The 13,145-nt window shown below is 71.5% G+C and carries 8 protein-coding genes; 5 read left to right on the forward strand and 3 right to left on the reverse strand.

The features are described 5' to 3' along the window. Window positions 1-163: 163 nt before the first annotated feature. Both JOD64_RS11520 and JOD64_RS11525 read left to right on the forward strand, forming a co-directional pair. Window positions 164-1,831: a glycoside hydrolase family 10-like protein gene (locus JOD64_RS11520; RefSeq protein ID WP_204942224.1), complete on the forward strand. Its 1,668-nt coding sequence runs from the start codon at window positions 164-166 to the stop codon at window positions 1,829-1,831. A 186-nt stretch (window positions 1,832-2,017) separates the two neighbouring features. Beyond that, window positions 2,018-2,557, forward strand: coding sequence for a phospholipase (locus JOD64_RS11525; protein WP_204942225.1), 540 nt, complete (start codon window positions 2,018-2,020; stop codon window positions 2,555-2,557). Between the two features lie 125 nt (window positions 2,558-2,682). Here the strand turns inward: JOD64_RS11525 and JOD64_RS11530 are convergent, their stop codons facing one another. Both JOD64_RS11530 and JOD64_RS11535 read right to left on the reverse strand, forming a co-directional pair. After that, on the reverse strand, window positions 2,683-5,523 hold the full coding sequence (locus tag JOD64_RS11530; RefSeq protein WP_204942226.1) for an ATP-binding protein: 2,841 nt from the start codon (window positions 5,521-5,523) through the stop codon (window positions 2,683-2,685). 152 nt (window positions 5,524-5,675) lie between these two features. After that, window positions 5,676-5,891: an FmdB family zinc ribbon protein gene (locus JOD64_RS11535; protein ID WP_204942227.1), complete on the reverse strand. Its 216-nt coding sequence runs from the start codon at window positions 5,889-5,891 to the stop codon at window positions 5,676-5,678. A 55-nt stretch (window positions 5,892-5,946) separates the two neighbouring features. Between JOD64_RS11535 and JOD64_RS11540 the strand changes: the two genes are divergently transcribed. From JOD64_RS11540 to JOD64_RS11550, 3 genes are all read left to right on the forward strand, one after another. Then, the gene (locus JOD64_RS11540; RefSeq protein ID WP_307813337.1) at window positions 5,947-7,566 is read left to right on the forward strand and encodes a lytic transglycosylase domain-containing protein; all 1,620 of its coding nucleotides are present in this window, start codon (window positions 5,947-5,949) and stop codon (window positions 7,564-7,566) included. Between the two features lie 72 nt (window positions 7,567-7,638). After that, window positions 7,639-8,655 (forward strand): GNAT family N-acetyltransferase, encoded by a 1,017-nt coding sequence (locus JOD64_RS11545; protein ID WP_204946018.1) that lies wholly within the window; start codon window positions 7,639-7,641, stop codon window positions 8,653-8,655. Window positions 8,656-8,748: 93 nt separating this feature from the next. Continuing rightward, window positions 8,749-12,027 (forward strand): lamin tail domain-containing protein, encoded by a 3,279-nt coding sequence (locus tag JOD64_RS11550; protein ID WP_204942229.1) that lies wholly within the window; start codon window positions 8,749-8,751, stop codon window positions 12,025-12,027. A 129-nt stretch (window positions 12,028-12,156) separates the two neighbouring features. Here the strand turns inward: JOD64_RS11550 and hemB are convergent, their stop codons facing one another. Beyond that, complete coding sequence (hemB, locus tag JOD64_RS11555; RefSeq protein WP_204942230.1) at window positions 12,157-13,140, reverse strand: porphobilinogen synthase; 984 nt, start codon at window positions 13,138-13,140, stop codon at window positions 12,157-12,159. Window positions 13,141-13,145 lie beyond the last annotated feature (5 nt).

Raw genomic sequence — 13,145 nt, forward strand, 5'->3', positions numbered from 1 at the left:
CCGGTGACCGGCGTTGCTACCCAGCGGCGGGAATGGTCAACCACGAGCTCTTGCGGTAACGGCCCGATTGTGAAAATTTCCTACCAGCGGTAGATAGCAATCGGCGAATCTTGCCGAGGGTGCCGCCTCATCACACGGGAGCCCCAACGGAGGGACACACCGCATGAAGCCAACTCGCCTCGCAGCCGCCGGGCTGATCACCACCCTGCTCGGCAGCCTCGTCGCCGCCACCCCCGCGAACGCGACACCCGGCCCAGCCAGCACCTCAAGCACCTCAAGCACCACCTGCACCACCGACCCGGCCACGCCGAAACGGCAGTTCCGCGCCATGTGGATCTCGTCGGTGGTCAACATCGACTGGCCCAGCAAGGCGTCCCAGACCAGCCCGGACCAGGTCGCCGCCCAGCAGACCGAGTATCGGGAACTGCTCGACCTCGCCGAGCGGCTGAACCACAACGCAGTCGTGGTGCAGGTCCGGCCCACCGCCGACGCGCTCTGGCCCTCGCCGTACGAGCCGTGGTCGGAATACCTGACCGGCATCCGTGGGAAGGACCCAGGCTGGGATCCCCTAGCCTTCCTGGTCGACGAGGCCCACCGGCGCAACCTGGAATTCCACGCCTGGTTCAACCCGTACCGTGTCTCGATGCCGGCACCCGGCGGCGCCGGCGCGGACCTCGCCCAGCTCGCCCCCAACCACCCGGCCCGGCAGCATCCGGACTGGACCTTCGCCTACCCGCCGGCCGGCGTGGCCGGCAGCCGGCTCTACTACAACCCCGGCATCCCCGAGGTCCGCGAGTTCGTGCAGACCGCGATGATGGACGCGGTCAGCCGGTACGACATCGACGGCGTGCACTTCGACGACTACTTCTACCCCTACCCCAGTGGCACCTACCAGGTGCCGGACGACGCCACCTTCGCGGCCCACAATCGGGGCTTCACCGACCGGGCGGACTGGCGGCGCGACAACATCAACCTGCTGGTCCAGGAGATGAGCGGCAAGATCAAGGCGGCGAAGCCGTGGGTGAAGTTCGGGGTCAGCCCGTTCGGCATCTGGCGCAACAAGGCCGCCGACCCGCTCGGCTCGGACACCACGGGCAGCCAGTCGTACGACATCATCTCCGCCGACACCCGTAAGTGGATCAAGCAGGAGTGGATCGACTACGTGGTGCCGCAGCTCTACTGGTACATCGGCCAGTACCCGGCGGCCGACTACGCGCGACTCGTGCCGTGGTGGGCCGAGACCGTGCGGGGCACCCACGTGCAGCTCTACATCGGCCAGGCCGACTACAAGAGCGGGGACCCGGCGTACGGGCCGTACTGGCAGAACCCGAGTGAACTCTCCGACCACCTGACGCTCAATCGGGCGTACCCGGAGGTGCAGGGCAACGTGCACTTCTCGGCCGTGCAGGTGCGGGCCAACCGGCTCGGTGCCACCGACATCTACGCGGCCGAGCACTACTCCCGCCCGGCGCTCGTACCAGCCATGCCGCAACTGCCGGCCCGCCCACTGCTCTTCCCGGTGGTCACCAAGGCAGCACGGCCGGCTGACGGAGTACGACTGACCTGGCGCCAGCCGGCTGACGGCGTCGGACCGCTCGGCACCGCCACCTCGTACGCGATCTACCGGTTCGACGGCACCGCGGTTCCCGGTCGGTGCGGCACCGCGGACGCCGCACACCTGGTCGACACCGTCCGGGCCACCCCGGGCGGCTCCCAGTCCTGGGTGGACACCTCAGCCGTTCCCGGCCGGCGCTACACCTACCAGCTGACCGCGCTGGATCGATCGGCCAACGAGAGCCCGACAAGCCCCCCGGCCTTCGTCCTGCGCTGACCCGTTCGTCCCTCGCCGAATGCCCCGGGTGCGCCGAGCACCCGGGGCATTCGTCTGTTTCGACGCCTGTCATCAATAGTTGGCGCGGCGCATACCGACCGGTTGATCAGCTGATCGACACTCATCGACATCCGGTAACCCGCCGGTAACTTACGCCCCGCCCGCTCACCCCCGCGGAGGTAACCCGTGCCCCGACGTCTCGCCACCCTGTTCGCCTCGGGCGCGCTCGCGCTGCTAGCCACCCTCGCCATCGCCTCCCCCGCCGCCGCCGTCACCCCCGCCCAGCGGCTCTCCGTGCTGTCCAGTTGGACCCAGACCAGCGCCTCCAGCTACAACTCCTGGAACAGCGCCCGGGTCAATCGGGCCCCCTGGGCCGAGTACAACTTCAACTGGTCCACCGACTACTGCTCGTCCAGCCCGGACAACCCGCTCGGGTTCACCTTCAACCTGGGCTGCTACCGGCACGACTTCGGCTACCGCAACTACAAGGCGGTCGGCCAGTTCCCCGCCAACAAGTCCCGACTGGACAGCGCCTTCTACGAGGACCTGAAGCGCGTCTGCGCCACGTACAACTCGATCGTCCGGCCGGCCTGCTACAGCCTGGCCTGGACCTACTACCAGGCGGTCAGCCTCTTCGGATCGCTGGCGGCCGTACAGCAGGCCGACATCGACCGCGCCGCCCAACTGAAGGCCACCGCCGAACGCCGCACCACCCCCCGCGCCTAACCCCCGACGCCCGCGTTGATCATGAGGTTATTGCCCGTTCACTCGGCGTGTCGCAGCAATAACCTCATGATCGACAACGGTGTGGGGGTGGGGTGGGGGGTGGGGGGTGGGGGTGGGGGTGGGGGTTAGGCGTGTTCGGTGCGGGTGGCTGGGTGGCGGTCTGGGTCGGCGGGACTGAGTGCGGCTGGCTCGGGCACGCTGGTGTTGAAGCGGGTCGAATCCGCTGCCAGGTCCGGGTGCTCCACGTCCAGTGCCAGCGCCGCGGCCTCGTCCAACCCCAACTCGGCACCCTCGCCGTACGCGTCGTCGAAGGCCGCGTCGCCCAGCACCGCGCGCAACTCCGTCTGCTGTTCGGCCCAGTAGCCGCCGTAGATGCCCGGGGTCGCTCGCATGCTCGCCCGGGTGGCCTGCGCCGCTCCGAACAGGCGAGCGGCGGTCAACCGGTCTCCGCCGATCGCGCAGCGCACCGCGATCGCGTTCAACGTGTCGCAGGCCCGGCCGTGGTAGCCATGACCCATTCGAGAACGCAGCGCCACCAACAGGTGTTCATGTGCGGCGATCACGTCACCCCGGGCCAGCGCGACCATCCCGAGCAGCATGTCCACCGAACGCCGACCCCGCTCCACCGGACGGACCGCCTCCACCGGACGGACCGCACCCAGCAGGTCCGCCGCCTCCTCCAGGGCGCCCCGCCGCCAGAGCAACTCGGCCAGGCTGAACACGGCCAACAGTGCTTCGCCGACCACGTCCTGCCCATGCGCCCAGTCGATGACCTCCCGGCACACCCGCTCGGCCTCGACGAACTGCCCCATGTCCACCAGCGGCGCGGCCCGTCCGGCGAGCACCCGGGCCAGCAACCCGGCATCACCCGCCTGTCGAGCGGCCGCCTCGGCCCGCTGGGAGTAGCGCAATTCCTCGGCGAACTCGCCGTCCGCACCGGCGTGCAGAGAATGCATGTGGTAGACCGCCGCCAGCTCCGCCTCGGGGATCCGCTCACCCGTCTCAGCGAGACGCCCGTACAACCGGAACAGCCACAGCCGCCCCTCCCGGGCCAAGCCCCGCTCAAGCCACCACTGGTCCAGGCCACCAGCCAGCCCGAGACCGGCGCGGGCGCTGCCGCCGGTGGCGCACCACCGCAGTGCGGCGCGAAGCTCCCCGGCCAGTGGGTCGAGGGCATACAGCGACAGCGTCACCGGTCGGCCGTCCTGGCCCAGGTGTGCCCGCTCCACCGCGTGCGCTGACCAGGCCACATGCCGGTCCCGGGCAGCCTGCTCCTCACCCGCCTCGACCAATCGCCGCGCCGCGTACGCCCGGATCGGATCGAGCATCCGGTAGGTGCTCCCGGCAGCACGCGGCTCGGCCAACACCATCGACTTGTCCACCAGCACCGAGAGCGGGTCCAGCGGGTCGTCACCCAGCAGCCACTCCACCGTCGCCAGGTCCACCGGCCCGGCGAAGACGGCCAGCCACCGCAGCAGGCGAGCCGCCCGAGGTCCGAGCGTCCGGTACGACCAGGTGACGGTGGCCTGCATGGTCAGGTGCCGCTCGGTGGCTGAGCGCTGCACCGCCCTGCTCGCCGGGGTGGGCGGCGACGTTCCGGCGGCCGCGGCGACCAGGTCCACGGTGTCCTGCTGGTTGCCGGACCACGCCCGCTCCACCGGCGGTGGATCCGGGTCCTCCCGGCCGGCGTCCAATGTGCCGAGAACATCGTCCAGCCGCTCGGCGAGTTGGCCGACAGAGAGCACCCGCAGGCGGGCGGCGGCCAACTCGATGGCGAGCGGCAACCCATCCAGCCGCTGCACCACCCGGCGAAGATCGGCCGACTCGGCTGGGTCCGGCTGTCGACCGCCGCGAGCCGCCGTCGTACGGTCCAGCAACAACGCCACCGCGTCGCTCTCCACACCGTCCGCCTGCGGGTCGACCGAGAGCGGCGGGATCCGCCACACCACCTCGCCCGGCAGGCTGAACGACTCACGACTGGTCGCCAGCACCCGCACGCCGCCCCCGCCGGACAGCAACCGCGCGATCACCTCCGCACAGGCGGCCGGTTGGGTGTCGCAGGTGTCGAGGACGACCAGCATGCGGCGGCCGGCCGCGTGCTCGACCAGGGTGTCCAGTATCGGCCGGCCCGGCTCGGGTCGCAGGCCGAGCACCGCGGCGATCGCGAACGCCACCAGCCCCGGGTCGGTCACCGCGGCGATGTCGACGAACCAAACCCCGTCCGGGTACGCCTCGACCACCCCGCTGGCCAACTCCACCGCGAGCCGGGTCTTGCCCGCGCCGCCCGCGCCCAGCACGGTCACGAGGCGGTGCTGCTCCAGCAACAGCCCCAGCTCGACGCGCTCGGACTGCCGACCAACGAACGAGGTCACCTGGGTCGGCAGGTTGTGCGCCACCGCGTCGGCGGTGCGGGGTCGGGGGAACTGCCGCTCCAGGCCCGGTGCGACCAGTTGGAAGAGTCGTTCCCGGTCGTCGAAGCCGCGCAACCGGTGCAGGCCCAGGTCGAGCAGGGACGCGCCGGGTGGCAACGGATCGGCCCGACGGGCGGTGGACGCCGAACAGAGCACCTGCCCGCCATGCGCCGCGGCGGCCACCCGGGCGGCGCGGTGCACCTCGGGGCTGGCGTAGTCGCCGTCGCGCGGCTCGGCGTAGCCGGTGTGCAGGCCCATCCGCACCCGGGGCGCGGCTTCGGCGGTGGGCCAGTCGTGGCTGGACAACGCACGCTGGGCGGTCAGGCATGCGGTCAGCGCCGCACCCGCGTCCTCGAAGGCCAGGAAGAACGAGTCGCCCTCGGTCAGCAACTCCGCGCCGCCCGTGCTGGCCAGGGTCCGGCGCAGCAGCCGTCGATGCTCCGCGAGCACCGGGCGGTAGTCCGGCCCGAGCAGCTGAGCCAGCCGGGTCGAGCCCTCGATATCGGTGAACACGAAGGTCACCCAACCGCTCGGAAGCTGAATCCGTGGCGACATGCGTGGAACCTCCGCCCGTGACGTCGGGTTCATGCTGCCTGAGTCCGGGGGGTCACACATCGTGAGAACGGCCGGGCAGGTCCCGCCTCAAGGTGCCACTCGGACCCGCTCCCGGCAAGACCAGCCCACCAGGTGGCTGCGAACTGGCCCGATCAACAGCCGCAGGCGCCGCCGCAGCACCCGCCACCGGTGGACGCCGGGGCACCACCGGCGGCACCAGCCCGGCCGGTGACCGCGATCGCGGAGAGCAGCTTGACCGTGTCGGCGTGGCCCTGCGGGCAGGTGGCCGGGTCAGCGGCCGCAGCCATCGAACGGTTGACCTCGAAGGTGTCGCCGCAGGCGCGGCAGCGGAACTCGTACCGGGGCATGGCACCCAGGGTACGTGGATCTGACGTTCGGCGGAGTATGGGTGATACTCGACGGGTGGTGGACGGCGAGGACGACACGCGTGTGCAACCGTTACGACCGGCCGCGCCGCTGGACGGGCCACTGGAGGGCTCGGGAGCCGCGCCCGATCCGGTGCGCGCGGTGCCCCGCCCCCGCCGGCCCTGGTTGAGCGGCCGGTCCGGGGGTGCGTCGACCACACCTGCCGCCCCGTCCAGCCCTACCGATGCCGCCGGATCCGGCCCGGATGCGAGCGTCACCGCTCCCGCCGCGAAGGGCCCAGCCGAACCCGACCCGATCGCCGACACGAAGGCCGAAGGCGCAAAGCCCGAGAGCGCGAAGACCGAAGGCGCGAAGACCGAGAGCCCGAAGGCCGAAGACCCGAAGGCCAAGAGCCCGAAGGCCGAAGACCCGAAGGGCAAGAGCCCGAACAACGAAGGCCCCAAGGTCGAGAGCGCGAACACCGAGAGCCCGAGCACCGGCAGCGCGAAGCCCGGAGGTGCGACGGCCGAGAGCGCCATCGCCGGAATCGCGAAGACTGACGGCGGCGGTGCCGGTGCTCCGGCCGCGCCGAAGTCTGCCGCCGGGTCGAGCGCAGGCGCGCCGGCTGGCGATGCGAAGACCGTGGTCGGCGCGGCAGGCCTGGCGAAAACCAGTGTGGACGAGGTGCCCGTCGTGCCGGCGTCCGCACCCACCCGGCGCCGGCGGGTGCCGTTCGCGCACGCGGTACGGCTGCCGCCGCGCCAGGCGGCAGCCTCCGCCGCCCGTGCGACCCGTGCCTGGGCTCGCCGGCCGAGTGGTCGGCTCACCCTGCCCGGCCTCTTCCTGCTGGCGCTGGTGGCCGCGACCGCTGCGGCGGGCGCGCTGCTCGTGCCGGCCACGATCCGCGCACCCCGTCCGGTCGCGGACGACTCCTCTGCCGGGCCGACCGTAGCCGCACCGCCGGGGGTGCCGTCCGGGCCGGTCCCGACCGGCCCGCTACCCAGCGGCGGGCTACCCAGCGGGCTGCCCAGCGGGCTGCCCAGCGGGCTGCCCAGCGGCGGGCTGCCGACCGGGCAGCCCACCATCGGGCAGGTGACCGGAGTCCGACCCTCGGACGCCCTGGCCGGCTGGGCTCAGCAGGTCGGCACCAAGGTGGGCATCCCGGCCGTCGCCATGCAGGCGTACGGGTACGCCGAGTTGATGCTCAACCAGACCAACCGCAGCTGTGCGCTGAGCTGGACCACGCTCGCCGCGATCGGCCAGGTCGAATCGGGGCACGGCTCGGCCAACCAAGCACGGCTCGGGCAGGACGGCAAGGCGCTGCCGAAGATCATCGGGCTGCCGCTGGACGGCAAGGACGGGCGGATGCGGATCATCGACACCGACCGCGGGCAGCTCGACGAGGACACGACCCTCGACCGGGCGATCGGGCCGATGCAGTTCATCCCGAGCACCTGGCTGGAGATCGGCGCGGACGCGGACAACGACGGGGTCAAGGACCCGCACGACCTGGACGACGCCGCCCTGGCGGCGGGGAACTACCTCTGCAAGGGCGGCCGCAACCTGAGCATCCCGACCGACTGGTGGAACGCGATCTTGTCCTACAACGACGTGCGGCGGTACGCCCAGGACGTCTACGACACCGCGAACCGGTACGGACGGGCCAGTCGCCCGTGACGTGATCGTCTCGATACGTTGGAGAACTAGACACTTCCCCCGGGCACCTGTTAGCGGCAAGCTAGACGGGTGATGGTGCGCGAGTGGGACCCGAGGACCGCGTCGTCCGCCGAGATCGCGTCGCTGCTGGCCACGCTGAACGCGGTCCTGGCGACCGATCTGCCGCACGACCCGCCGTGGCGGGAGACCTCGCTGCGGGAATACCTCGCCGAGGTGATGCCCGGCGAGCGGCGGATCTCCTGGATTGCGCAGGCCGACCCGACCGACCCCGATCATCCGGGCGCGGTGCTCGGCCAGGTCCATGTGCTGCTCCTCGGTGACATCGGCGTGCTCGAGGTGTTGGTGCACCCGTCCGTGCGGCGCAGCCACCTCGGCCGGGACCTGGTGTTGCGCGCCGCCCGCCGGGTCTACCAGGAGGGCTTCCGGTCGATCGGGGTCGAGGTGGTCGGCGACACGCCCGCAGTCGGGTTCTACGAGTCGCTCGGCTTCGCCCGGGAGTACGTGGAGACGCGCAGCGTGCTCGACCTGACCACGGTCGACTGGGCCGAGCTGGCGCAGATGGCCACCGGCGTCGCGGCGGGCTACCACCTGGAGTTCTTCCCTGGTGGGCCACCGGATGACCTGATCGAGGCGTACGCGCGGGCGAAGGCCGAGGTGCGCGACGTCGACGACGGCGAGCTGCGCCCGAGCTCCTACGACCCGGAGCGGCTGCGCGACAGCCTCGACACCCTGCACCGGCGGGGCATGAAACCGTACATCGTGCTCGCCCGGCACGAGCAGAGCGGCGAGGTGGCCGGCCTGACCGAGGTGGTGGTCCCAGCGCAGCACCCGACCCGCGCCGACCAGTACGACACGATCGTCGCGCAGGACCATCGGGGCTACGGCATCGATCGGGCGATCAAGGCTCGGATGCTGCTGGAGCTGCGCTCCTCCGAGCCGGAGCTGATCGAGGTGCAGACCTGGAACGCGCAGGCCAACGAGGCGATGCTGAAGGTCAACGCCGAGCTGGGTTACCGGCCCGACCGGGACTGGTGCGAATACAGCGTCGATGTCGCCGAGCTGGTGCACCGCCTCGACCCGCCCCGCTGAGGGAATTCACGGAACTGTCCACTTGGGGATGGACGGTGGACAGTCGCGCACCTTAACGTGCGTTGACTCCTATCCACCCATCGTGGAGGCCCTATGCGCCCGCGCCGCTCAATCGCCGCGCTCGCGACCGCCACCGCCGCCGTGACCATCACGGCACTCGGCGTCGCACCCACCGCGGCCAGCGCCGCGCCCACCGACCTGTTCATCTCGGAGTACGTCGAAGGTTCGTCGAACAACAAGGCGATCGAGCTGTTCAACGGCACCGGTGCCCCGGTCGACCTGAGCGCCGGTGGCTATCAACTCCAGCTCTACTTCAACGGCTCCACCACGGCCACCACGATCGCGTTGACCGGGAGCGTGGCCGCGGGTGACGCGTTCGTGTTCGCCAGTGCCTCGGCCGGGGCCGCCATCCTCGCCCAGGCCGACCAGACCACCGGGGCGAGCCTGTTCAACGGTGACGACGCGATCGTGTTGCGCCGGGGCACCACCGTGCTCGACTCGATCGGACAGGTGGGCGTCGATCCGGGCAGCGAGTGGGGGGCGGGCGCCACCAGCACCGCGGACAACACCCTGCGCCGGCTGTCGACTGTCACCGCTGGCGACACCGATCCGGCCGACGCGTTCGACCCCGCCGCGCAGTGGGCCGGCTTCCCGGTCGACACCTTCGACGGCCTCGGGACGCACACCGTGGACGGCGGCGGCCCGGTCGACGCGCCGGCCACGCTGACCTGTGGTGGCCCGCTGGTCACCACGGCGGGCACGGCCGCGAGCCGGGAGGTCACCGCCACCGACCCCGATGACACGATCGTCGACCTGGCGGTGACCACGGTCAGCCCGGCCCCGGCCACCGGCGCGATCACCCGCACCGCGTTCACCCCCGCCGAGGGCGTCGGCGGCACCGCCCACGCCACGGTCGGCGCGAGCGCCGACCTCGCCGCCGGGGCCTACACCGTCGCCCTGACCGCGACCGACGCGGGCGGTGGCACCGCCACCTGCACGCTGGTCGTGCAGGTGACCCGGGAGTTGACCGTCGGCGAGGTGCAGGGCCCGACCACCGACGCGGAGTCCGGTCCAACCGACCGGTCGCCGCTCGCACCGGCGAGCGGCAACGGCACGAGCAGCATCCTGTACGACGTACGCGGGGTGATCACCCAGTTGACCCTGGCCCGCACCTCGGCCGGGGCGGAGCAGCACGGCTTCTTCCTGCAGAGCCGGACCGGCGACACCGACGGCGACCCGACCAGTTCCGACGGCATCTTCGTGTTCATGGGCACGTTCACGTCGCTGATCGGCGGCTACGTCCCGACGGTGGGCGACGAGGTCGTGCTCCGGGCCCGGGTGTCCGAATACTTCAACTTCACCCAACTCTCCGGCGCGTCGCTGGTCCGCCGGATCGGCGGCGGCCTGGCCATGGACACCGCGGTCGCGGTCACCGACGCGGTACCACCGGCCGAGTTCACCGACGCGCAGCGTTTCTGGGAGCGGCACGAGGGCAGCCGGATGCGGGTACGCGCAGGCAGCGGCGCGGTGAGCGGACGGGACGTCTTCTCCTCCACCGCCGACGCCGAGCTGTGGGTGGTCGACCGGGACGACCCGCTGTTGGACCGCACCGACCCGTACGCCCGTCGGGTCTTCCGGGACTCGCACCCGCTGGACAACGACCCGACCCGCCGCTTCGACGACGGCAACGGTCAGCGGGTGCTGCTCGGCAGCATGGGCGTGAAGGCCACCGCCGGGGACAGCACCGCGCTGCTCCCGCCGGCGCACACCTTCGACACGTTACGCGCGGACGCGGCCGGCGCGGTCTACTACTCGTTCGAGAAGTACGGCGTCCAGGTCGAGCGGGCGGAGTTCGCCGCCGGGGCCGACCCGTCGAAGAACAACCCGCCCAAGCCGGCCGACCGGTCGCAGGAGGTGGCCGTGGCCACCTACAACGTGGAGAACCTGTACGACTACCGGGACGACCCGTTCGACGGCTGTGACTTCGCCGGTAACACCGGCTGCCCGGGTGTCGACCCCCCGTTCGACTACGTGCCGGGCAGCGAGGCGGACTACCGCGAGCAGTTGGCAGCGCTCGCCGACCAGATCGTCTCCGACCTGCACGCACCGGACCTGATCCTGGTGCAGGAGGCCGAGGACCAGGACATCTGCACGGTCTCGGGGGCAGCGCTGAGCTGCGGCGACACCAACAACGCCGATGGCGCTCCGGACAGCATCCAGGAGTTGGCGCTCACGGTGGCGGCGGCCGGCGGGCCCGCGTACGCCGCCGCCTATGACCGGACCGGCGCGGACGCCCGCGGTATCACCGCCGCCTTCCTGTACCGCACGGACCGGTTGTCGTTGGCGGCCGCGACGGCGAACGACCCGCTGCTCGGCTCGGCACCGACCGTTCAGTACCGCGCAGCGGGGCTGCCGGCCAACTCCGACGTGCAGAACCCGAAGGCGCTCAACGCGGTGCTGCCGTCGGACGTGGACACCTCGACCGGTCGCGACGGTAACAACGTCTTCACCCGCGCTCCCCAGTTGGGCAAGTTCAGCGTGGCCGCGTCACCCGGTTCGACCGAGCGGTTCACCCTGTACGCGCTCAGCAACCACTACTCCTCCGGCCCCGACAGCCGGATCGGGCAGCGGCGGGAGCAGGCACGTTACGGCGCGGCGATCGTCACCGCGATCGAGGCGGCCGACCAGAGCGCCCGGGTGGTCTACGGCGGGGACCTGAACGTCTTCCCCCGCCCGGACGATCCCATCGCCACCGGCGACCAGCCGACACCGTCGGACCAACTCGCACCGCTCTACGAGGCGGGGCTGCACAATCTGTGGGACAACCTCGTCGCCGACGTGCCGGCGTCCGCCTACTCGTACAGCTTCGAGGGTCAGGCGCAGACACTCGACCACCTGTTCGTCAACGACGCGTTCTACGGCGACCTGGTGCAGGTCCGGGCGGCGCACATCAACGCCGACTGGTCGGCGGAGTTCACCGGCGACGGGTCGCGCGGTTCCAGCGACCACGACCCGCAGGTGGCGAGGTTCCGGTCCCGGGCTTCGCTGACCGTCGCCGACACGACGGTGGTCGAGGGCGACAAGGGCAACCGGCAGCTCACCTTCACCGCCACCGTGTCCCGGCCGTTGTCCCAGCCGGTGCTGCTCTGCGCCGCCACCGTCGGCCTCACGGCGCAGGGCGGCTCGGACTTCGACCCGTACGCCGGTTGCAAGGTGTTGGCCGCCGGGCAGACGTCGGTCGCCTTCCCGGTGACCGTGCGTGGTGACCGGAAGCGGGAGTCGGACGAGAAGCTGACCCTGCTCGTGGCGGGCGTGCCCGGCCTACGACTGGCCGACCCGCTGGCGACGGGCACCATCGCCAACGACGACTGAGGTCCGCCCTTTGCATGATCGCGCTCGACCCAGGATGTAGTGGCCTCCGGTGACCAGGAGGCCACTACATCCTTGTTTCAGCACGATCTTGCTGAGGAGGCTCGACCCGCTCGGGCGCGGCCGCGCAGGTCAGTAGCGCTGGCGGAGCAGCTCGGCGGCCTCGACCGCCCAGTAGGTGAGGATGACCTGCGCGCCGGCCCGCTTGATCGAGGTGAGCGTCTCCAGCATCACCCGCTCCCGGTCGATCCAGCCGTTCGCGGCGGCCGCCTCGACCATCGCGTACTCGCCGGAGACCTGGTAGGCGGCGACCGGGACGTCCACCGCGGCCCGGACCGCCGACACCACGTCGAGGTAGGGCAATGCCGGCTTGACCATCACCAGGTCGGCGCCCTCGGCGACGTCGAGCGCCACCTCGCGCAGCGACTCCCGCAGGTTGGCCGGATCCTGCTGGTAGGTGCGCCGGTCGCCCTCCAGCGCCGACTCCACCGCCTCCCGGAACGGGCCGTAGAAGGCAGAGGCGTACTTCACGGCGTACGCCAGCACTGAGACATCCTGGTGCCCGGCGGCGTCGAGCGCCCGACGCACCACGCCGACCTGGCCGTCCATCATCCCGGACGGCCCGACCATGCCGACCCCGGCGGCAGCCTGGGCCACCGCCATCTCGGCGTACGCGGCCAGGGTGGAGTCGTTGTCGACCTCGCCGTCTCCGTTGAGCAGCCCGCAGTGCCCGTGCGAGGTGAACTCGTCCAGGCACAGGTCGCTCATCACCACCGTGGCGTCGCCCACCTCGGCGACCACGTCACGGATGGCGACGTTCAGGATGCCGTTCGGGTCGATGCCGCCGGAGCCGGTCGGGTCCCGCTGCTCCGGCACCCCGAAGAGCATGATCCCGCCGACCCCGGCCTGGACCGCCTCGGCCGCCGCCTTGCGCAGCGAGTCCCGGGAGTGCTGGAGCACCCCCGGGAGCGACGAGATGGCCCGGGGCTCGGTGAGCCCCTCCTTGACGAACATCGGCACGACCAGCTCGGCCGGGTCGACCCGGGTCTCGGACACCAACCGGCGGATCGCCGGGGTGCGGCGCAGACGGCGGGGCCGGATCTCGGGGTACGACATGGAAG

The sequence above is a fragment of the Micromonospora luteifusca genome, assembly GCF_016907275.1.
Classification (GTDB): Bacteria; Actinomycetota; Actinomycetes; order Mycobacteriales; family Micromonosporaceae; genus Micromonospora; species Micromonospora luteifusca.